The following is a 20,374-nucleotide window of genomic DNA, read 5'->3' on the forward strand; positions in this document are numbered from 1 at the left end:
TGAGATCTGCGAGTAAACCATTTCCGACTGCTTGTCCAGGTTTAGCACACCATTCTTCATCTTAAATGATTTCAAAGCCGCATTCTTCTGGTTCATAGCCACCTCTTTCTTCTTCATCAATGAATCCAAAAGCTCTATAGAGTTATTCTGATTCAGATTAACATCCTGACCGTAGTTGTTAATAAAATCAGTCGACAGTGTGTTCACAACAAATGTAGACAGCAACGGGTTCTCCGAAACATAATACACGTTTACAAAATCACTGTTATCAGGGCGGTACACTTTTAAGTTATTGTTGATGCTTTCATTATCATAGCCCATAGAGCTGATGATGTCATACAACGGATATTTACCAGAATTATCACTAATGGTAATCACCTGTTTGTTCAGCAACCTTTCTCTGTAAAGTCTTATTACTTCATCGATACCGGTTTGTCCCAATGACGATACCTGCTTGCTGTATGGTCTGAACGAAGCTTTCTGACTTTCCAGATCATGAAGTATCAGGTTATAAGAAAGGATACTCATGATCCGCCTCATTTTCATCCGCTCAATGATGTTTGAAAACTGCTGGTTGATCTTAAAAATATCCGAATTCTGGTTAGAGTTAACCACAACCTGTTTAGATTGATCAATTAAGCCTGTAGCAATCTGGGCCTCAGAACTATATTGTTTGGGAAGGTTCTTTACCAGAAAATAAGTAGTTACCCCGGTTACCAAGGGTACCAATATCAAAACCCATTTATACTTAGCTAGAAGTCGTAAAAATGCTTTTATGTCCATTTATAACTGTGTAAATATATCTTATTTAACCTCTGATAATTTCATTCCTATTATCTCTTCCAATGCATCTTTTGCACTTAACAAGTTAACTTCAGTTTGAATTTTAGAGGTGCTGGCAATTGTAAGATTTATTCTCGATTGATTATAAGTATCTAAAGCTACTTCGCCCTTTTCAAACTTGTTTTTTAAATTGTCGGCTACGTTTTGATTATCCTGTACACTTTGGGTATAAATTTTCAACTGGTTAATTTGTTGAATGTACGCATAATATCTTTTCTTTACCTCTGTAGCAAGGGTTAATCTGAAATCTTCTGCCTCTAATTTTGCAATTTTATAATCTGCCTTGGCTTTTTTTCCTGCTAAAGGCTTTTGAAGGAAGTTTCCAAGGTTCAAATTAACACTAAGTTGAAAACCGTTTACGGCATAAGGATTAATCACATCAATAGCTGTCTTATTATTCGGTCTGTAAAAATAGGAAGCATTAAATATATCAAGATATGATATTGCGTTCATTGAAACGTCTGTTTTCGCTTTTTCAACGTTTATATCAGTAATCTTTAACCTGGGATAGTTTTGTACCGCCAGATCAATGTACTTCTCCAAATCGGAATATTTGATTTCGCCAATTATTGACTCTTGTGAAAAACTATCCAGACTTAGAAACATCAGGACAATTAAAGTGAATTTTGATAGGTTTTTCATTTAATTTTATATTTTGTAGTTAATATTAGATGGTTTAAAAAATTAGAGAGAATTAAACATTCTCCTTTTGGATCAATGCAGGTATTGTTTTAAGGATAATTTTCATATCAAGGAAAATGGAGTAGTTCGAAGCATAATAATTATCCAGCTCCTTACGCTCACGTTCCGACATATCATCCTGACCTCTTTTACTGATTTGCCATAATCCGGTTAATCCGGCAGGGCCCAGGAATCTGGTCGACCATTCGTTTGTAGTCAGCTGTTCAGCTTCATACAATGGCAATGGTCTGTTACCTACTAACGACATATCGCCAATCAGCACATTTATCAACTGAGGTAACTCGTCAATACTTGTTTTCCTCAGAAAAGATCCCACCTTAGTTATTCTAGGATCATTTTTAAATTTAACAAAGGCCGATTTATTATCTTTATTCTCCTCAGAATTGGTGTATTGATTAAGGTTGGCCATCGAAGCAAGCATTTTGTCAGCATCGCTTCTCATAGATCTGAACTTGTAAAAATCAAAGATTTTATATCCGGCACCAACCCTTTTGCTCTTGTATATAATTTTGCCTTTAGATTCGAGTCTTACTAGTATTGCCACAATTACAAACAATGGCAGTAAACACAATAAAGCAAATCCTGATGCAAGTACATCAAATATCCTTTTGGTTCTTGGAATCTTATATTCCACTTCCATTTGCTGGGCAATGTCCATCAACTTTGGCTTAATCAACTTAAACTTCACCAAAAAGTTCATGCGTTCGCAGAAATCTTCATATGGAAAAGGATAAGTGTAGTAGTCGTTAACTTTCAACTCCAGCGCCATTTTCCTCCAGGCTTTATCTTCTTTAACACCAAGCAATACAATGATAAGTCCTTGCAGTAAAGGGTTCTTTTTTATGTATTTTACCTGATCAAAGCACTGATTGTTTTCATCAACCTCTATCAAAACAATATCTGGCACGCTTAAAAAAGACTGATTGTCTAAATACCTTTTAAAATCAGCAGGATCTTCAAGGTAAGTGATATCGCCGTCAAGTTCTTCAGATATCACTTCTTTCAGTAGCTTACCAAAATACACGATTTTGGCACTTACTTTATGAAATTCAATGGTTGGAGATGTCATATTCTAGTTGGTTTGGCTTCGGTTTATTTGATTTCAGTTTATTAATTGTGCTATCTTCGATTTTAAAACAGCAGGATTAAATGGTTTTTCGAGGTAGCTATCAATTTTAAAAGGCATATTTTTCACCTTATCTTCTAAATCTTCTGCGCCCGATAATAAAATAACAGGAGTATCTCTATAAAGGCCACTAATTTTCAGATTTCTAATCAATGTGCTGCCATCAAAATAGGGCATCATCAAATCAGATATAATTAAATTCGGATCATTTCCCTCCTCTAACCAGCTTATCGCCTCTATACCACTCTTCTTAATCACAAGATCATAGTCAGCAGACAAAATAAATGTCAATAGTCTAAGAATACTTAGCTCATCATCAACAACCAGTATCTGTTTTCTATTTGTTGTATTACTTTCCATAATCTTATCTCCTTTCTTAAAATCCTTAGTTAATTATCTTACAATCACTTTCCAATTTCTACACCTTTCTATTACTTTGTTTTAATAGCAAACTCCATTTTACTAACTTCCCCTTTTTCTCTAGTGCTCAATTCATTTGAAACTATACGTCCAAAAGAATCAATCACCAGCACTCTTATATTTTGATCTGCTTTTGATACTACTTCTGTTTTTAATTTAAAGTCACTGGAATAATAAAATGGGATATCATTACTTCCGTTAGAAACACTAACATTAAAGTCCTTGTTATTAATGTGATAGTTCACATCACAGTTCTCACATTCAATTCTCAGTATCCCTTCTTTACTTATAGCGATTTCGGGATTGCTAAATGTTGAGTTTTTTGTGCAGCTGCTCAAAGAGATGAAAATTATTGCTAATAAACCGATGTTAAGCCTCATTTTTTACTGTTTTTAAATAAGTAATTGAAAAAATCAAGCCAGCAATATTTTTTGCAGTAAAATCAGCCTTTAATAGGTGTTTTCGAGCATTATACACACTAAAAATAAGTTTCACACTTATTACACACTTTTGTGTACACAGTATAAATTAAATCAAAAACACCCTTATTGTAGAATATATTCCACAGTCCTTAATTAAAAACAAATACCACGAAAATTCAAACAAAAAAAACGGCTGTTATATAAATAACAGCCGTTTTTTTTTTAAACGATAGTAAAATATTAACCTGTACTAGTTTTTAGGTTGTACTCTTCCCGATTTTCTATCTTTATCCCTTCCTATTAAATATCCTGCACCCGCACCTACAACACCACCAATAATGGCGCCTCTTCCTTTTTTCTTATCAATTAGCGCACCTCCAAGAGCTCCTGCTCCGGCACCAATTGCAGTACCTTTAGCAGCTTCACTCCATCCTTTTTTCTTTGCAGCAGCTGGCTCTTCATAATTTCGGTTTCCCGAAGATTGAGAAGCAGCTTCATTTCTTTCAGCTAATAATAAGGTTCTTTTTTCTTCTTTCACCTGAGCAGCAATTTTTGCATCCTCTTTTTTCTTTACTTCTGCTTTTTTAAAGCTATCTAGTTTCAAGCTGTCTTTTACTGCGGCAATTGCCTGTTGCTTAATTAGCGCTTGTTCCTTTTCATTGTTATTCGAGCACGCCGATAATAACATTGTTCCTGCTATTACTATTGAAAATAAATACTTCATGACTATAAAATTTAGTTTACTACCCCTATCTAGAGAAAATGGTGCCAAAAACGTTATTTATCGTCTAACGGACTGTAAACTACACTACTATAATTTTCATCAACATCATTTTATCCGTCCCTATTTCCTGAAATCCGGTCATTATCGTCGTCTAATCTTGTCATTAACGATGGTGGATCCGACGAGTGATCAGCATCTAATCCTAAATTATCGTCATCCAAATTATTTTTCTTCAGTTTCAGATCAGCCTTCTTTTTCATTTTAGCAGCCATAAAGAGTGTACTTAAGTCAGTAGACACAACAAAAGTTGAACTTTTAAGTTTCAAAAATTGAACAAAGCAACTCCAAATGCAACATTTTGATTTTAATATTCAATTGATTACTTTCACATCGAAATAACATTAATACTATGCGTACAACAGGAAAAGTTAAATGGTTTAATTCTGCAAAAGGATTTGGATTTATAACTCCAGAAGATGGAGGAAAAGATATTTTCGTACATTTTTCTGCAATAGCAGGAGATTCATTCAGAGAACTAAATGAAGGTGACAGTGTAGAATTCGAATTGAACGAAGGAAAAAAAGGCCCAGAGGCTCAGAATGTAAAAGTTCTTTAATAATCCTCTTTCAATCAAAAAAGAGCCTGTATCATAAAACCTGATCAGGCTTTTTTCGTATAACACAATGTTGCGTCATACTTACTGCCCCCGTCCTCGACGATAGCTTCAAAACCCCCTCAATAAAACCTATGCAAAAAACAATCAGCATACTAGGATGTGGCTGGTACGGCTTAGCATTAGCAAAACACCTACTCGCCAAAGGCTATAAAGTAAAAGGATCAACGACTAGTGCCAATAAACTGCCCACCCTTCAGACACAAGGAATACAGCCCTATTTAGTTAGCTTTAACGAACAAAGCATAAACTACGACCCTGCATTCTTTAACAGCCACACATTGGTCATCTGCATCCCGCCCAAAAGAAGCAGTGTCGAACAAGCCGGCTTTCCAGATAAAATAACCGAAATCTGCAAGGCAGCAAACAACAACACCGTCAAAAATATACTATTTATAAGCTCTACCTCAGTATATGGCGATCGCAATACCGAATTATCAGAATCTGACCAACCAGATCCCGATACCCCATCCGGAAAAGCGATGGTAGCGGCAGAAAAAATACTTCAACACCACCCATCTTTCAAAACAACTGTACTCAGGTTCGGCGGCCTCATTGGCCCTGGTCGGGATCCGGGCAAGTTCTTCACCGGTAAAGTAAATTCCCCAAACGGGAAAGCCCCAATAAATCTAATCCACTTAACCGATTGCGTTGGTATCAGCACCCACATCATAGAAACTGAAAGTTTTGGGCATACATTCAACGCCTGCACCCCTCACCATCCCGAAAAACAAGCATTTTACACACAAGCAACCCTCAACTCTGGGCTGGTGCCACCAACATTTATAAACGAACTTACCGCCTGGAAAATAATTAACTCCAATCAATCATCTACCGTATTAAAATATAATTACCAGATAACCAATTGGGTACAGTGGTTGCAAAAAGGTAAATTATAATTTTAGTTTACGCTTAACTGTTAAAATGATATCTTGCCCTTATTAGGATAACCAAAAAATATGAAATTGACCATTTGGGGAGCAGCTAAACAGGTAACCGGAAGCATGCACCTTCTACAATTAGAAAATTATAATATATTAATTGATTGTGGGCTCGACTACGAAAAAGAAACCTTTCAGGAAGAAAACCAATATTTCCCTTTCGACCCAGCTTCTATAGATGTAGTTATCCTAACCCATGCCCATATAGACCACTCCGGTAACCTGCCAACGCTGGTTCGGTTGGGTTTCGAAGGACAAATCCTAAGCACGCCACCAACAGCCGATTTAACGGAGCTGCTCTTGCACGATTCCGTAAACGTATTTATTGGCAAGCAAAACAGACGTCCTAAAGGTCGCAGAGGAGGCAGATCAGGCCCTCAGCCCCTGTACCTTCAAAAACACGTAAACGACACCATGGACAGGTTTGTTACCATAGCATTCCATAAAGAGTTCCGTTTAAATGGCAATGTATCATTAACCTTTATACCCGTTGGCCACTTACTAGGTGCCGCAGCAGTAGTTTTAACCCTGCAAGATAAAGGTGTAGGAAAAAAGATTGCCTTTACCGGCGATATCGGCCGTACCAACTACCCTGTTCTGGTTGATCCGGAACCATTACCCCAGGTTGATTATCTAGTATCCGAATCCACCTATGGTGGCCGATTGCACACTACCGATGTAACCCTGCAAGACAAGTTAATAGCAACCATAAACGAATCATGTGTTAAATACCCCGGCAGGCTAATCATTCCCGCCTTTAGCATTGGTCGTACACAGGCATTAGTATATTCTCTAAATAAGATCTTTAGCAGCGGGCTACTCCCACCCGTAAAAATATTTGTAGATAGTCCACTTGCTACCATTGCAACAGATATTTATAGAAAGCATCATGACCTGTTAAATCAGGAATCCCAGGACTTCTACCGCAAACAAGGTGATGAATTCGAATTTGAGGAACTCTCTTACGTGCATGATAAGCGCGAAAGCCAGTCGGTTTCCAATTATCATGAACCATGCATCATCATTTCCTCCGCCGGGATGCTCGAGGGTGGCCGTATCCAGGATCACCTTTATTACAACATTCAAAATTACTATTGCACCATCCTATTCATTGGTTATTGCGCCAAAGGAACGCTGGGCGATAGACTATTACGAGGCGACCCAATTGTCCGCCTAAGAAACCGCGATCTGATGGTTTACGCCACCATACAAAAAACAGATCTGTTAAGTGGCCATGGCGATCATAACGACCTTGTCAATACCGTTAAGCAGCAAGATCCCGAAAAACTTAAATCAGTATTCCTAGTTCATGGAGAAATAAAAAGCATGAACATGCTTGGCGATGCATTAGCGGAGCTTGGCTACAAAGTTAATTTACCTGAAAAAGGTGAAACTATCGAGTTATAAAATATCCGTTCAGGCACAAACTGTATTAAATACTATACAAAATTCTCAGCGTTTAAACGTTGGTTTCCTTTTTTTGGTATAAATGGAAGGCAAAACTAATCTACTGATTATTAGCGAATTCAAATTTAAAATTAGATAAACCCGCCTTTGGCAGGATTATTACAAGCAGATAATCATTCAGTATTGAAATTAAACTGAAGAGAACTCAAATATCTAATTTATTAAAAACATGAAATCAAAAATTACAAAAGCAGCAATGATATTATCCCTGGTGGGACTATCAACACAATTATTTGCACAGGAGGCCGACTCTCAATCGTCAGAAAAATTCTCTAAAAAATATTTCCGTACCTGGTCTGTAGGACTTAATGGTGGTATGTTAACGCACTACACCCCTTTCAATAACAGAACCAATGGAAACTTCAATACTCCATACGAATCCTGGGGTTACGGAGGTTACATCAAAAAACAAATTGTACCAGGATTTGGTATCCAGGCCGATTTCCTTGCAGGTAAAGTTAAAGGTGCCAACGTTATTGCTGGTACTAAATCAACTTTCGAATCTAGAATCGACTGGTCAGCAGCTGTTAGTGGTAACTTTACTATCGCCAACATGAGCTTAAACCAAAAACGCAATTTCCTTTCACCATATGCAACAATTGGTGCGGGTTATATGTCATCTGCTGCAACAACTGATTATCCGGGCGGAGCAAGCACAGGATATGACCAAAATTGGTTTGTTCCAATTGGAGCAGGTTTTAAATTGGGCGTATCAAAAGGTGTTAACATCGATTTAGGCTACACAGTTAGCTTCATGAAATCAAACAACTTTGATGGTGTAACAGCTGGTGCTAACGACAGATTCTCATACGCTCATGCAGGTATCGAAATCGCTTTAGGTAGAAAAGGAACTTCTCAATTACAAAACTTCAGCCCTATCGCTGCTATCCGCGAAGAAAGTGCTGCTGAAAGTGCAGAATTAAGAAGAGCATTGTCAACTGCTGAAGAAAATGCGAAAAGAGATAAAGAAGCGTTGGAAGCTCAGTTAGGTGATGATGATGGAGACGGTGTAGCTAACAAATTCGACAAATGTGCTGGTACAACTGCAAACACTGTAGTAGATGGCGCGGGATGTCCAATTAAAGTTCAACGTGAAGTGATCAAAGAAACTAAAGTTGTTGTAACAGAAGCTGACCGTAAAGTTGTTGATGAAGCAATCAAAAACCTGGAGTTTGATTTAGGTAAATCAACAATCCGTTCTACTTCATACTCAACTTTAAATAAAGTAGCTGAGTTGTTAATCGCCAAAAACTTTAGCTTGAAATTAGCTGGTCACACAGACAATACAGGTTCAATGGCGTTAAATTTACGTTTATCTAAAGACAGAGCTGAATCAATCAAAGCTTACCTGGTATCACAAGGTGCAAATGCTTCACGTATCGAAGCAACAGGTTACGGTCCAAACCAACCTATCGCATCTAACAAAACTGCCGATGGCCGTCAGAAAAACCGTAGAGTAGAATTTACTTTATACTAGTATCTCACTAGTTTAAATATTAGTCTGGTTAATAAAAGCCTGGTCATTTGACCGGGCTTTTATTGTTTATATACCCTACCAAAACGATCCTCATCCCAACACAGGGTCATCCTGAAATAAATTCACCGTTGTCCGGAGAAAAGGGCTAGCTTCAAAGCCAGCACATTGCTGACATATTTTGAGTTACCACACCTGAATAATATCTCCCGGGAGATAGTGAAAATGCAATTAAAATTCAGATATGGTCTGCCTTATCGCTGACCTACTAATAAAACGGGTACAAATGCCGCTCAAAAAGAAGTGGGCATTCTCTAATCTTAATTCTGTTATCAGATTACACCTTATGAGTTAGATTAATTTTACCTTTTTGAACGAGCCCGATAAGCTCTGATCAGCCTGGATTACAAACCAGGTCGTATTGGGGACTTGGATATTGGATTTACGAACTAAAAATGGCCTGGCAACAATCTAAGCCATAAAATTACATATGCTATAAAGTTAACCCGACAACAGTGAAATGAATTCAGGTTCAGGGGCATAACTTAGCCCTGAACCTCCTTCTTGGGCGCAAACACCAACGAAGCAACCACACTCAACACCAAAACCCCTCCGACAATAGACAAAGACAACGGCGAGGAAATATGATAAAAGGGTGCAATCACCATCTTAACCCCAATAAACGCCAGTATAACCGCCAAACCATATTTCAACAAGCTAAACATATAAATAAAGTTAGCCAGCAGAAAATACAAAGCCCTTAAACCAAGTATTGCAAAAATATTAGATGTATATAAAATCAGCGGATCATCAGGTGCAATGGCAAAAATAGCAGGGATAGAATCTACAGCAAACAATAGATCCGTAAATTCAATAACAGCCACAACAACCAATAAAGGAGTAGCAAGCCTCACACCATTTTGTACAGTAAAAAATTTGGCACCATCAAACTCCTTGCTCACTTTAAAGAATTTATAAATCAGGCGGGCACCGGGGCTTTTGCTAAAGTCTTTGTCCTGATCATCATGGTCATTGGCCAGTCCGGATTTAATACCCGCATAAATAAGAAATATACCAAAAATCAATAAAACAACATTAATACGGACCAGCTCACCAAACACCGTCATTTCAGGCAAATAAGTTAAATTAATCAAGCCAACACCTGCAAATATGAAAATGGCGCGAAACACCAATGCTCCAATAATTCCCCAAAACAACACTTTGTGGTGCAATTCCTTAGGCACATTAAAAAATCCAAACACCAGAATAAACACAAAAAGATTATCAACCGATAGCGCTTTTTCTATCCAGTACGCCGATTGAAATTGCGTAAACTTCTCAAAGCCCGAAGTCAGGTAAATTACCCCGCTAAAAATCATGGATAAACTTATCCATACTACCGACCATATTGCCGCCTCTTTACTACTTACAGCATGCACTTTTTTGTTAAATACACCCAAGTCTAAAAGCAACATCACAACAACAACAACTGCAAATCCCGTAATCACCCCGGGGTGATCAATTAAATTATTATTCATTTTTCACTTCTGTTTTGAAATTCCACTAAAATGCTAAAAAAGATCGGTTTTCCATACTTCATTTAAAATGATCAAATACTGACAACCATCTTCCAGTTATACTGTTATTTAGATATAAAATTATAAAATACATATTATGGAAAAAGTATGGCTCATAACAGGCTGTTCAACAGGCTTTGGTCGAGAATTAGCAAAACAAGTACTGGAACTTGGCTACAAAGCCGGAGTTGCCGCCCGTAACATTGCCGATGTAGAAGATATTGTTAAACAATACCCAGAAACCTCAATAGCGATAACGCTTGATGTAACCAGGCACGATCATATTACCGATGCGCTAAAACAATTAACCGAAATATTCGGACGGGTTGATGTATTGGTAAACAATGCCGGCATCGGCTATTTTGGCTCTGTAGAAGCCAGCGACGAGCATGAAACCAGAAGAATGTTCGACATCAACTTCTTCGGACTGGCCAACATGACAAAAGCAGTGCTGCCACATATGAGAAAACAACGAAGCGGACACATCATCAATATCGCTTCAATCGGAGGCTTAATGGCCTTTCCGGCACTAGCTTACTACAACGCAACTAAATTTGCTGTTGATGGATTTTCCGAATCACTGGCAAAAGAAACCGCTCCTCTTGGCATAAAAGTAACCATCGTAGCACCAAGCGGTTTCCGTACCGACTGGGCTGGACGTTCGGCCAACGAAGTACAGAACGAAATTGAAGATTACAAAACAACCGCCGGTGCAAATAAAGACAACATCAGGGCTTACAATGGCAATCAACCAGGAGATCCGGTACGGGCAGCCCAGGCCATTATTAAAGTAGTAGAGGCCGAAAACCCTCCACTACGCTTATTACTAGGCGCTGCAGCATTAAAAAATGCCCGTAAAAAAATTGAAGAACTGGCACATGATTTTGATGCATGGGAAAAAACCACCGTCGGTGCAGATTTCCCCAAATCTTAATTTATACTGCACTAATACACCCTATCAGCCACATCACAACCCGATGTGGCTTAAATGATTTAACCACCACAGCAATGTATCGTAGTAGCCGCATAATCAGCTGGCAAGGTCATCATGTAAGTTAGTGCAGATCTGGGCGCAGCATGGTCATGATCCTGAAAGCCGACTGCTTTACCAAATGCAACAGAACGTTGACAGGGATGCTGTAAACCAAATACTTAGCAGTTCTTTTGAGTCCATCCTTTTCCGTTCTCAACAGAAGTGGTCATAATTTATTTACTTGCTTAATAAATCAAAATTATGATGAGCTCAAAAGACAAAGAAGCCAAACATGGATAAAATCACTTTAATATTAAATTATATAATATTAAAGTGATTCAGAAATGCGAATGAAATGACCAATACCGGGAGAACCATAAAAACGCCTATTATATACAAGGCATAGAGCCATCTTGCAAAAGGAGTTAACCTCAAATAATCATCAATCTTTTGATCACTGTTTTTCCTTTTAAAAGGCTGCTTAAAATGATAAGAAACCCATACTATTATCATTAATAAAATAACAATTATTATCATATATAGCTCCAGCTGGAAGTAGTTTAAGGCATAGTATAACCATGTCATTATAATCAAAGTGTTTGTAATACCAACAACCTTGTTGCCGAATAGTCTATTGTAAAACTTACCCCAAATCCGACTTTGTATGTATAAAGCGGCACCCTCAATGTTATAGTAAAAAGAATAAATTAAACCTTTTAGACATTATAATAAATACTTATTGACAATATAACAAATGCTCAACTCATAAAAAACGCACCGTCCTGGATTTCTCCCTCCCTCTTGTAACATCTCCTTAAACAATTCATCAAACATACAACATGCTTACCCCACCAGCCAATGTTTTAGTAAAAGTCTTTGCCAAGAGTTTTTACAAAGCCCATGCAGGCATATTCCTTTTCCTGCTGCTAACTCTGCTGGGGTTGGGATACTTCGGAAGCGTAATAACCTTCCACAAATCACTAATGCTGTATTTTATAGCCAAGCCATTAATCATGGTCATCGCTTTTGGCGTGCTCTTACTATACACCCTTAAATGCTTACATTTTATCTCGGCTAAGATCTACCAGGTTCACCAGCAATTTCTATTTTACAGCGTCAACTCTTACGCTAAAATCCAACAAATATTTGCATGGGTAATCGTGCAGGCAGTAGTTTGCATCCCCATCCTCACGTATATGCTAATCAGCGTTGCCCTGGCCATCAGTCACCAATATTATTTCTCAGCCTTTATCATCCTGGTATACCTTGCAGCTTTACTATTACTTAGTGCTTTATTTTACACCTGGCAAATCAACAAGCTAATTGATGGCCACAAATCAAGCCTCATTTTAAAACTAACCCGCCCATTTCGAAAACCCTTCTTTACGCTATATGTTTACCATGTTTTTCACGCTGTCAAAATAAAATACTTAATCATTAAGCTCCTGTCATATCTTGCCATAACAGCAGTATTTCTATTGTTTACTGATGTTAAAACCGATATCCGGGTAGCCTCAATAGCAATGCTAGCAGTAGCTGCAACCCACTGTATGCTGGTTTTAGAGGCGAGGCAGTTTGAAATCACCTTTCTAACATTTGCCAGAACACTGCCCATATCCAGATTCAAATTATTCATTTCCCAAATAGGCACTTTTGGTTTACTGTTATTTCCGGAATTCATTTGGCTCTTATTTAACCTCCATGCATTAACCGCCCTGGGCTTATTTGCGTTCTGCTTAAGTATTATTTCACTATTCTCCAGCTCATTGTACCCTTTAGGCTTAGATCAGGAAAAATACTTTAAAGTCGTTTTTGCAACTTTTGCAATCACATTTATGCTAATCCTATTTAACTTAATGTGTATTTCAGTATTGATAAACATATCGGCAGCCTATCTTATCTTCTATTTGAACTATTACAAATTCAAAGAAAGCCCCTTCACCTAATTTTGTTCCGGAATTGATGCCATCGTTCAATAACCAGATCAACCTTTCTTTTAAATAGCTTTTCGGGTTTCGTTTTAAAAGAAAACCAGTTGTCTGCATAAGAGTCAGCAGAAAGCGGTTCATTAAATGAAACTAACAAATCCACATCACTTTTAGGGCCAGATCGGAAGAGCAAACAGGGCCAAAAGCGTACATCTGTTTTACATCATATCTTAAGATAGTCACCAAAATATGGCAACGGCTTAAAACGTGAGCAATTTCTACATGAGTCTTCGACATATCTTTTAAAGAAATTGCTTCAGGCTTGGCAATGCCCGGGATGTGTAAAAACTCCCGATAAGAGAAACCCGTTAATTCATATTGAACCGCAAGCCTGCTTAAATCTGCATTTCGCCTGGAAATATCAAATAACAGATGATCTTGTAAACACTATTTTGAGATCCTTGTAAAAGCCATAAATGTTTTTAATTTCCCGCGCCCAATCCGAATACTGTGGACTTGATCTATAAATAATATTTCCCCTGCTTGTTATCTGGGCTGGTGCGCGAAATCAGACAAATTATCATTCCAGTCTATTATACGAGCTTGATTGCGTATAATATCCATAGCTTGATCTTGAATAACAACGCTGGATTTGATCTGTAAATTCTCCATATTGCATTTTTCGTATGCAAAAACAAGTAACTTTTGCATACGAAAAATGCAATTTACATACTAATCTTTCATGCTAAATCTCAGGTCTGTATCCGTATTATAGCTTCCTCTACCGGGCTACATGCGCCCGTACCACTGATATCAAAACCACTCCTAACCAACAACGGTGGCTGTGCCATAAATTTAGGCACCGTACCACGATGTCTTTGCGCTGCATGAACCAAAAAAGGATGACAAAGGTATACCGTACCAGCCTTCCCCACAGCCAACACTTCCTCTCTCTTGGGTAATTCCGGCAATTTCTTTGCAAGTTCCATGAAAGACAACCCGTCTTCACCTTCTGGTTTCAGCAATTTGGCAACATCCAGATGTGAGCCCTTCAAAATCCTGGTTGGCGCATCTCTCTGCCCTACATCCGAAAACAGAAACAGCATCAGCAAACCACGGCCTTTTGAATATACATTGATTCGGGCGGCGAAAAAATCATTAGGATCTGCACCGGCAAAACCTGCATCTACGTGCCATCCGGTATCGCCCGAATCAACTTCCGACGGGAAACGAACCGGAAAAGCACCCATACTCATACAGGGCATCCATTTGTCTTTACCAACCAGCTGATCGAATGCAGCATGAAGAATATCGGTATTGGCCGCCTTAATAAATGGCTCTTGGGTATACATACCCAGCCACACCACCGGCTTGGTCCATGTGCTACTGTCATTAGGATCAGCAGGAATGTCTTTCCAAAGGATACTTCTAGCCTCAGCGGCAAGGTCAGCAGAAAAAGCGTTATCAATACGGACAAAGCCGTCTGCAATAAAAGATTGTATTTGTTGTGGATTTAAGATGTTGTGCATAATGTTTTATATAAAATTTAGACAATAAAGAATTAGTGCCCCTGCGGGACATTAGCCTTACGACTTGAAAATTTATATTATAACATTACGGTCATTCTCATACCCAAATGTAATTATTTCTCGGGACTTTTTGCAGAAGTTGAGGGGACATCGGAAGTGACTTGATTTTTAACACAATGACTATATTCCTGTTCCTGAAACCGCTTTTGAAATGACACGCTATATGGCGGGCTTAACCGTATTATATATGCTCCTTTTTCGCTGATCTCAGCTATTCTCTGATAGATAGGTATACAGATTACTGGATTAACTACCAAAATCACTGATCAGTGTGATTAAGCCAATCTACCAGCCTGCTAATGGCATTTTGGACTGGTTTATTCAATAATAAGCCTTGCTCAGCATGACTGCCCCAGATAGCTGTAAAACGTTTCTCCGAAAAACTATTCAGGTTTTCGCAAAGTGTATCGGTTACACACGCTTCATTGCTATGGATCTGGAAAACTGGTTTTCCTTTGCTATCAATATTTACACGAGAATAAGCAATCACTTTGCCGCTCTTTTCTGCAATTCCAATGGGCAATCCAAAATCAGAAGTAAGCTCCTTACCAGAACCATCTGCATGTTTAGTGGATACTAAACTGTTCTGGTAAAGGTTTATAACCGACTTCAAATCTTCCAAATAAACTTCTCGAAGCTTGATATCCTCTTTTTTTATTTCTGTTGATCCCATAACGTTAAACTTATTCCACAAAATTATGGAATAGCAACAAAGGGATACAGATACAAAAACGTTATTACTGAGCGATACAGATTTATTTGATATCACACGTTCGTCAAACAACAGTCGTCCTCCAGCAGAGGCTTAAGTCTTCCCTTGCTTTTCCTCAACCCCGTCTTTTCCATTATTAAATTCCCTTATCCCTTTCCCCAAACCACTCATCAATTCCGGGATTTTCTTTCCGCCAAAAAGCAAAAGAACTACAAATAAAATAACCAGGATCTCCTGTGTGCCCAATGCCGCTAGTAATGTGTTATGTAACATATGTTATAAAATGTATGATATTAACCTGGTACAAGAATAACCTACTGAGATTAAAATGGCATTAAAAACAAATCCATGTTGCGTAACTTTAGCCTATATTATCGCACAATATGAACTGGATCACAAGAGAGCGGCCAAAAATAGACAGAATTGCATGCCCATGGCTAATCAAAAACTTTATTGATAAACACGCGCATTTCTTTTACGTGCCTTTTGATCAGGTAATCGAAAAAGCTGCAGAGTTAAACGCTACTCCTTTTGACGTTCCCAGTGTGGAGCTCACACATAAAAATGACCTTTGCACATTCGATGCGCTTATAAAAAAATACAACCTTGATGATCCTGCCCTCGCCACAATAGCCCCCATTGTTAGAGGAGCAGATACAGATCGCCATAATTTAGCAAATCAGGCTTCCGGCCTATGGGCAATAGCTGCAGGCATGGCTTACAACATTAAAGATGATCAGGAGCTTTTAAAAGCAGGTATGGTAATTTACGACGCTCTGTACACCTGGGCTGTGCACCTCCAAAATGTAAAGCATACAGAAGGCCCTGTAGAGCAGTTGTTAATAGAAGTATATCAGAAGTTCCTTAAAAAAGGCATTACAGATAAAGTGCCTGCATGGGCAAAAGAGCTAAAAACAATTATTCAAGATCAGATCGACACGAATCTTGCATTAAGTTTAACTGGAATCTCCACTGAATTAAATGTGAATCCCGCATACGTATCCAGAGAGTTCTCTAAATACTTTAATGACCTTTCTTTTGGCGAGTACATCAGGAAACTAAGGGTCGACAAAGCAATTGCATATATCGAAACAACAGATTATTCGCTTTCTGAAATCGCTTACCTCACAGGATTTTCAGATCAAAGCCATTTCACCCGAATTTTTAAACTGGAAACGGGTACTAAACCCTCCCAGTTCAAAAAGAGCAGGAACAAAACAGTTTAGTTCTTTTTCTGCTGACCAGGTGCGTATGGTTTTGCAGACTTAGACCCTGTGCGTTTTTTTGCTTGCCCCGGAGGAACTTTACCACTATTTCCTGCAGTTCTTTGCGTATAACACGACATTAAAAACATCATACTGCAAATAGTCAGTACAAAATATATCTTTTTCATATTCATTTTAGGTCGGTATTGCTAATAACATGCCAAAAATAGTAAATTCTGTACCAACAGTTAAATCCGTTCTATTTTAATTTTTCGCGATGCAGTACCATTGTTCATGCAAATTCAAGTCAATAAAATACGCTTCGCAATATTCTGTATCTGCAGTCTATTTACTTCTGCAGTCGCTTCAGCTCAAAACCTGCAACCAGCTTATCCAAAAGTAGCTGGTTATGCAGGCATCGTTCATCCTATTGTATCCTTCAGTTCTGATGGCACCCATACCAATTTTAAAGACAGCTATATTATTGGCCTACCCATTGGCATCAACATATGGAAAAGCGCTAAAATTGGTTTTTCCAGCGAAATAGTGCCATTTATAAAGGCCACAAATGCAAGCAGCAAAGTGAATAATGTACTGTTTCATCCCGGCATTTTAGTGGCCCTGGGCAATGGCTTTACTTTTGCCGGCCGACTGGCTTTCGAAACTTCCGGACGATACGGCCTTACCCCGGTATTCAATAAAGTTGTAAAGAAAAACAAAGGCAGCAGTTACTTTGTGGCCATTCCTCTTCCTGCACGTTTGGGTAACGATCAGCCTTGGTCTTACGGCGTAGGGTTTCAGTTTGGAATCGCATTTTAACAAGGACATGAAAAACAACACAACATACACACTAACCGAGCTGGTTGTCTACTTTTTAAAACTTGGTACCTGGGGTTTTGGCGGACCAGTTGCGCTGGTTGGCTACATGCACCGGGATTTAGTTGAGCAAAAGAAATGGATCTCTGAGGAGGAATACAAAGAAGGCCTTGCTCTGGCACAGCTGGCTCCAGGGCCTTTAGCCGCCCAACTGGGTATCTACATGGGTTTTGTTCATTACGGATTGCTGGGCGCAACATTAGCAGGACTTGCTTTCATAATCCCCTCGTTCATTATGGTGGTTATACTGGGGGTTGCTTATAAGCTCTATAGCGGTTTACCCGGCATGCAAGCCGTATTTTATGGGGTAAGCGCCTCGGTAATTGGAATTATCACGGTGAGCGCATATAAACTGACCATTAAATCTGTAAGTAAACTAAACCTTGAAGCCGTTAAATCAAATTGGCTGCTTTGGATATTTTACCTGGCAGGGGTGGTAATTACCGTGATCACAAAGAGAGAAGATGTTTTATTTTTTATCATCTGCGGTGTGATTTATATGTTTGTTAAAGCACCACCGCAATGGATTAAACGGCCATCCTCGGCTCCTTCTCTGATTTTGCTGAGCGTTGGTTTCTGGCAATACGAAGGTAAAACATTGCAGGAGATTGGTTGGTTTTTCTTAAAAGCCGGTGCATTTGTATTTGGCAGTGGACTGGCAATTGTTCCTTTTTTACACGGAGGGGTAGTACAGGAATTTGGATGGCTTAATGAACAGGAGTTTTTGGATGCTGTGGCGGTTGCAATGATTAGCCCCGGCCCTGTGGTGATCACAGTTGCTTTTATCGGGTATCTGGTGGCGGGTTTTCCAGGCGCTTGCCTGGCAGCTCTGGCTACTTTTTTGCCTTGCTACCTTTTTACTGTTGCCCTGGCTCCTTCCTTTAAAAGGATTGCAAAAAATCCCAGTATTAAGGCTTTTGTTGATGGCATTACGGGTGCCGTAATTGGCGCATTGGTGGGTGCAGTAATCATCATAGCAACACGTGCAATTATAGATATACCAACAGGTGCCATTGCCGTACTTTCTGCCCTCGCTTTAATTTATATTAAGCGAATCAAAGAGCCTTATTTAATATTGCTTGCAGCAGTAATTGGTGTGGCTATAAAAGTCCTGTAGATCGCTGTAAAAGGTTTAAATATGAAATAAGAAAAATACAAATACCGATGCCCCCATTTCGTTGGGAGAATTTTAAGCGCATTAGAAATCTGCTTTGAAACGGTTTGCTCGGAAATGCCCTACTGATCTGCAATTCCCTGACGTGATAAGTTCTGTTCCGTGCTCAACAGAAAAACTCATTTTTGGAGGTGGTGATTGTATTTCGGCCTATATAAATTCCAGTAGTTCACACTCATGCACCCAATCATCTGCCCAAGCGGGATCTGTATCGATAAAACCCTGCAATGAATCAATATATCTTGAAACTACTTTTTGATGCGAAAAGTAACCGCGTACCCTGTTCCTACCCAGGTATATAAATAGGCGCCAGAATTGGTATCCTGAAGTATGGTTTCTGGGTTAGTCCACAACGTTGCAAAAAGCTCCTGAATAATATCTTTTGCTTCTTCTTCGTCATTTAATTTCTAGCTCCTGATCCCAAGGCGATCTGTAGTCTGTCATTTGTTAATTACACGCTTACAAATTTCACCCCTCAGCAACAAACATATGCAATTATCTAATAATCAACACTTTAAATCATAATTTCTTTTCTGTTTGCTTTCACAACTGCTTAACAATGGTTCAAAACTTTCTTCAGGGTTATTCGATTGGGTTCGAACTAACCCTGAAGTTGATAAGGCATAACTATCAACCATTCACTTGAGCAATAACTAAGCAGGCGCTTAGTTCAATTTATCAAGGGGTTTCCTGTTTTTAACGGCTGAAGCTTTGTATTTGCTTGGAGAAAGCCCTGTTAGAGATTTAAACTGCGCAGACAAATGGGCGCTGCTGCTATATCCCATTTTAAAGGATATTTCATTCAGGTTCAATTCGCCATACTCCAACAGTTCCTTTACTTTTTCTACTTTTTGCTGAATAATGTATTTCTCGATGGTTAAACCCTCTGATTCCGAAAACAATCTGCTCAGGTAATTGTAGTCTTTATTTAATTTATCGGCTACCAAATGCATCAGGCTCTGATTAATATCGCCCAGATCTGAATAGTGAACTAAATTGATTACCTCGTTTTTAATTTGCTCTACTAACTGGTTCTTTTCCTTTTCTATAAGTTCAAAACCTAAAGCCTGAAATTCGAAAGCAATATCTTTTAACTGTTCCTGATTGGGATCTGGAGCAACCTCAACTTTACCTAAGGTAATTTGTTTAACCGAAAAACCTAAGTTCTGCAACCGCTCATTAACGATCATAATACAGCGGTCGCAAACCATATTTTTTACATATAATGTCATATTTGTTCAGCTAATATCATACTTGTTCGGCCTTATAACCGGCTTTTTCTAAGGTATCAATTATTTCTGCGGCTTTAAGCTCATCATCGGCTTCCACTTTTAAAATTTTATCTGGGTTTTCTATGTCAACTTCCCAGTTGTCTATTTTGTTTAAGCCGTTTAAGTGAGGTGTTACGGTTGCTATACAACCACCGCATTTAATATTTGTTTTGAATTTTAAAGTTTGCATTTTTTTTGAGTTTAATTGTTGTTATTATGTTATGTTTTCTTAGACCTGGTCATTCTGCCAACATCCTGGTCATTCTGAAATAAATTC

General features: G+C 38.6%; 24 protein-coding genes. 9 read left to right on the forward strand and 15 right to left on the reverse strand.

Going from position 1 to position 20,374, the window contains the following annotated elements; translation table 11 throughout:
- The 7 genes from AC6CH7_RS24295 to AC6CH7_RS24325 all read right to left on the reverse strand — a co-directional run.
- On the reverse strand, positions 1-783 hold a 783-nt coding region (locus AC6CH7_RS24295), incomplete at its 3' end, for a Wzz/FepE/Etk N-terminal domain-containing protein (protein WP_498265177.1).
- A gap of 21 nt (positions 784-804) precedes the next feature.
- Positions 805-1,485 (reverse strand): TolC family protein, encoded by a 681-nt coding sequence (locus AC6CH7_RS24300; RefSeq protein WP_498265178.1) that lies wholly within the window; start codon positions 1,483-1,485, stop codon positions 805-807.
- A 52-nt stretch (positions 1,486-1,537) separates the two neighbouring features.
- On the reverse strand, positions 1,538-2,614 hold the full coding sequence (locus tag AC6CH7_RS24305) for a sugar transferase (RefSeq protein ID WP_498265179.1): 1,077 nt from the start codon (positions 2,612-2,614) through the stop codon (positions 1,538-1,540).
- 33 nt (positions 2,615-2,647) lie between these two features.
- Positions 2,648-3,031: a response regulator gene (locus tag AC6CH7_RS24310; protein WP_498265180.1), complete on the reverse strand. Its 384-nt coding sequence runs from the start codon at positions 3,029-3,031 to the stop codon at positions 2,648-2,650.
- 71 nt (positions 3,032-3,102) lie between these two features.
- Positions 3,103-3,471 (reverse strand): hypothetical protein, encoded by a 369-nt coding sequence (locus tag AC6CH7_RS24315; RefSeq protein WP_498265181.1) that lies wholly within the window; start codon positions 3,469-3,471, stop codon positions 3,103-3,105.
- A 292-nt stretch (positions 3,472-3,763) separates the two neighbouring features.
- Positions 3,764-4,237 carry a YMGG-like glycine zipper-containing protein gene (locus tag AC6CH7_RS24320; protein ID WP_498265182.1) on the reverse strand — a complete coding sequence of 158 codons (474 nt, stop codon included), beginning with the start codon at positions 4,235-4,237 and terminating at the stop codon, positions 3,764-3,766.
- A gap of 110 nt (positions 4,238-4,347) precedes the next feature.
- The gene (locus AC6CH7_RS24325) at positions 4,348-4,563 is read right to left on the reverse strand and encodes a hypothetical protein (RefSeq protein WP_498265183.1); all 216 of its coding nucleotides are present in this window, start codon (positions 4,561-4,563) and stop codon (positions 4,348-4,350) included.
- 83 nt (positions 4,564-4,646) lie between these two features.
- On the opposite strand from AC6CH7_RS24325, the gene AC6CH7_RS24330 reads away from it, so the two are divergent.
- The 4 genes from AC6CH7_RS24330 (at position 4,647) to AC6CH7_RS24345 (ending at position 8,795) form a co-directional block, all read left to right on the forward strand.
- A complete protein-coding gene (locus AC6CH7_RS24330; protein WP_048905079.1) occupies positions 4,647-4,853 on the forward strand; it encodes a cold-shock protein in 207 nt (68 codons plus the stop codon).
- Between the two features lie 131 nt (positions 4,854-4,984).
- The gene (locus AC6CH7_RS24335) at positions 4,985-5,809 is read left to right on the forward strand and encodes an SDR family oxidoreductase (RefSeq protein WP_498265184.1); all 825 of its coding nucleotides are present in this window, start codon (positions 4,985-4,987) and stop codon (positions 5,807-5,809) included.
- A 60-nt stretch (positions 5,810-5,869) separates the two neighbouring features.
- Positions 5,870-7,258, forward strand: a complete 1,389-nt coding sequence (locus AC6CH7_RS24340) for an MBL fold metallo-hydrolase (RefSeq protein ID WP_498265185.1) — start codon at positions 5,870-5,872, stop codon at positions 7,256-7,258.
- A 229-nt stretch (positions 7,259-7,487) separates the two neighbouring features.
- On the forward strand, positions 7,488-8,795 hold the full coding sequence (locus tag AC6CH7_RS24345; RefSeq protein ID WP_498265186.1) for an OmpA family protein: 1,308 nt from the start codon (positions 7,488-7,490) through the stop codon (positions 8,793-8,795).
- Positions 8,796-9,337: 542 nt separating this feature from the next.
- On the opposite strand, the gene AC6CH7_RS24350 is transcribed toward AC6CH7_RS24345, so the two are convergent.
- Complete coding sequence (locus tag AC6CH7_RS24350) at positions 9,338-10,330, reverse strand: TerC/Alx family metal homeostasis membrane protein (RefSeq protein WP_498265187.1); 993 nt, start codon at positions 10,328-10,330, stop codon at positions 9,338-9,340.
- A gap of 136 nt (positions 10,331-10,466) precedes the next feature.
- On the opposite strand from AC6CH7_RS24350, the gene AC6CH7_RS24355 reads away from it, so the two are divergent.
- Positions 10,467-11,303: an oxidoreductase gene (locus tag AC6CH7_RS24355; protein WP_498265188.1), complete on the forward strand. Its 837-nt coding sequence runs from the start codon at positions 10,467-10,469 to the stop codon at positions 11,301-11,303.
- Positions 11,304-12,181: 878 nt separating this feature from the next.
- The gene (locus tag AC6CH7_RS24360; RefSeq protein ID WP_498265189.1) at positions 12,182-13,288 is read left to right on the forward strand and encodes a hypothetical protein; all 1,107 of its coding nucleotides are present in this window, start codon (positions 12,182-12,184) and stop codon (positions 13,286-13,288) included.
- Here AC6CH7_RS24360 and AC6CH7_RS24365 read toward each other — a convergent pair.
- From AC6CH7_RS24365 to AC6CH7_RS24380, 4 genes are all read right to left on the reverse strand, one after another.
- Complete coding sequence (locus AC6CH7_RS24365; protein ID WP_498265190.1) at positions 13,281-13,463, reverse strand: nucleotidyltransferase domain-containing protein; 183 nt, start codon at positions 13,461-13,463, stop codon at positions 13,281-13,283. The genes AC6CH7_RS24360 and AC6CH7_RS24365 overlap by 8 nt on opposite strands.
- A 559-nt stretch (positions 13,464-14,022) precedes the next feature.
- Positions 14,023-14,799, reverse strand: a complete 777-nt coding sequence (locus AC6CH7_RS24370; protein ID WP_498265191.1) for a phytanoyl-CoA dioxygenase family protein — start codon at positions 14,797-14,799, stop codon at positions 14,023-14,025.
- Between the two features lie 319 nt (positions 14,800-15,118).
- The gene (locus tag AC6CH7_RS24375) at positions 15,119-15,532 is read right to left on the reverse strand and encodes a hypothetical protein (protein WP_498265192.1); all 414 of its coding nucleotides are present in this window, start codon (positions 15,530-15,532) and stop codon (positions 15,119-15,121) included.
- 132 nt (positions 15,533-15,664) lie between these two features.
- Entirely contained in the window at positions 15,665-15,844 is a 180-nt protein-coding gene (locus AC6CH7_RS24380) for a Sec-independent protein translocase subunit TatA/TatB (protein WP_498265193.1), read from the reverse strand.
- Positions 15,845-15,954: 110 nt separating this feature from the next.
- Here AC6CH7_RS24380 and AC6CH7_RS24385 point away from each other — a divergent pair, with 110 nt between their 5' ends.
- The gene (locus AC6CH7_RS24385; RefSeq protein WP_498265194.1) at positions 15,955-16,797 is read left to right on the forward strand and encodes a chromate resistance protein ChrB domain-containing protein; all 843 of its coding nucleotides are present in this window, start codon (positions 15,955-15,957) and stop codon (positions 16,795-16,797) included.
- Here AC6CH7_RS24385 and AC6CH7_RS24390 read toward each other — a convergent pair.
- On the reverse strand, positions 16,794-16,964 hold the full coding sequence (locus AC6CH7_RS24390; RefSeq protein ID WP_172663255.1) for a hypothetical protein: 171 nt from the start codon (positions 16,962-16,964) through the stop codon (positions 16,794-16,796). The genes AC6CH7_RS24385 and AC6CH7_RS24390 overlap by 4 nt on opposite strands.
- Positions 16,965-17,070: 106 nt before the next feature.
- Between AC6CH7_RS24390 and AC6CH7_RS24395 the strand changes: the two genes are divergently transcribed.
- Together AC6CH7_RS24395 and AC6CH7_RS24400 are read left to right on the forward strand one after the other, a co-directional pair.
- Positions 17,071-17,595, forward strand: a complete 525-nt coding sequence (locus AC6CH7_RS24395) for a hypothetical protein (protein ID WP_498265195.1) — start codon at positions 17,071-17,073, stop codon at positions 17,593-17,595.
- Positions 17,596-17,602: 7 nt separating this feature from the next.
- Entirely contained in the window at positions 17,603-18,769 is a 1,167-nt protein-coding gene (locus AC6CH7_RS24400; RefSeq protein WP_498265196.1) for a chromate transporter, read from the forward strand.
- 722 nt (positions 18,770-19,491) lie between these two features.
- Here the strand turns inward: AC6CH7_RS24400 and AC6CH7_RS24405 are convergent.
- Together AC6CH7_RS24405 and AC6CH7_RS24410 are read right to left on the reverse strand one after the other, a co-directional pair.
- Positions 19,492-20,058 carry a helix-turn-helix domain-containing protein gene (locus AC6CH7_RS24405; protein ID WP_498265197.1) on the reverse strand — a complete coding sequence of 189 codons (567 nt, stop codon included), beginning with the start codon at positions 20,056-20,058 and terminating at the stop codon, positions 19,492-19,494.
- 16 nt (positions 20,059-20,074) lie between these two features.
- Entirely contained in the window at positions 20,075-20,287 is a 213-nt protein-coding gene (locus tag AC6CH7_RS24410; RefSeq protein ID WP_498265198.1) for a heavy-metal-associated domain-containing protein, read from the reverse strand.
- Between the last annotated feature and the right edge of the window lie 87 nt (positions 20,288-20,374).

It is taken from the genome of Pedobacter sp. GQ55, from assembly GCF_059758925.1.

Coding starts and splice junctions, on each gene's coding strand:
- AC6CH7_RS24375 (WP_498265192.1), bottom strand. CDS start 15,532: ATGGGATCAACAGAAATAAAAAAAGAGGATATCAAGCTTCGAGAAGTT.
- AC6CH7_RS24405 (WP_498265197.1), bottom strand. CDS start 20,058: ATGACATTATATGTAAAAAATATGGTTTGCGACCGCTGTATTATGATC.
- AC6CH7_RS24385 (WP_498265194.1), top strand. CDS start 15,955: ATGAACTGGATCACAAGAGAGCGGCCAAAAATAGACAGAATTGCATGC.
- AC6CH7_RS24320 (WP_498265182.1), bottom strand. CDS start 4,237: ATGAAGTATTTATTTTCAATAGTAATAGCAGGAACAATGTTATTATCG.
- AC6CH7_RS24350 (WP_498265187.1), bottom strand. CDS start 10,330: ATGAATAATAATTTAATTGATCACCCCGGGGTGATTACGGGATTTGCA.
- AC6CH7_RS24400 (WP_498265196.1), top strand. CDS start 17,603: ATGAAAAACAACACAACATACACACTAACCGAGCTGGTTGTCTACTTT.
- AC6CH7_RS24300 (WP_498265178.1), bottom strand. CDS start 1,485: ATGAAAAACCTATCAAAATTCACTTTAATTGTCCTGATGTTTCTAAGT.
- AC6CH7_RS24310 (WP_498265180.1), bottom strand. CDS start 3,031: ATGGAAAGTAATACAACAAATAGAAAACAGATACTGGTTGTTGATGAT.
- AC6CH7_RS24410 (WP_498265198.1), bottom strand. CDS start 20,287: ATGCAAACTTTAAAATTCAAAACAAATATTAAATGCGGTGGTTGTATA.
- AC6CH7_RS24340 (WP_498265185.1), top strand. CDS start 5,870: ATGAAATTGACCATTTGGGGAGCAGCTAAACAGGTAACCGGAAGCATG.
- AC6CH7_RS24380 (WP_498265193.1), bottom strand. CDS start 15,844: ATGTTACATAACACATTACTAGCGGCATTGGGCACACAGGAGATCCTG.
- AC6CH7_RS24305 (WP_498265179.1), bottom strand. CDS start 2,614: ATGACATCTCCAACCATTGAATTTCATAAAGTAAGTGCCAAAATCGTG.
- AC6CH7_RS24315 (WP_498265181.1), bottom strand. CDS start 3,471: ATGAGGCTTAACATCGGTTTATTAGCAATAATTTTCATCTCTTTGAGC.
- AC6CH7_RS24370 (WP_498265191.1), bottom strand. CDS start 14,799: ATGCACAACATCTTAAATCCACAACAAATACAATCTTTTATTGCAGAC.
- AC6CH7_RS24390 (WP_172663255.1), bottom strand. CDS start 16,964: ATGAAAAAGATATATTTTGTACTGACTATTTGCAGTATGATGTTTTTA.
- AC6CH7_RS24360 (WP_498265189.1), top strand. CDS start 12,182: ATGCTTACCCCACCAGCCAATGTTTTAGTAAAAGTCTTTGCCAAGAGT.
- AC6CH7_RS24330 (WP_048905079.1), top strand. CDS start 4,647: ATGCGTACAACAGGAAAAGTTAAATGGTTTAATTCTGCAAAAGGATTT.
- AC6CH7_RS24345 (WP_498265186.1), top strand. CDS start 7,488: ATGAAATCAAAAATTACAAAAGCAGCAATGATATTATCCCTGGTGGGA.
- AC6CH7_RS24355 (WP_498265188.1), top strand. CDS start 10,467: ATGGAAAAAGTATGGCTCATAACAGGCTGTTCAACAGGCTTTGGTCGA.
- AC6CH7_RS24335 (WP_498265184.1), top strand. CDS start 4,985: ATGCAAAAAACAATCAGCATACTAGGATGTGGCTGGTACGGCTTAGCA.
- AC6CH7_RS24395 (WP_498265195.1), top strand. CDS start 17,071: ATGCAAATTCAAGTCAATAAAATACGCTTCGCAATATTCTGTATCTGC.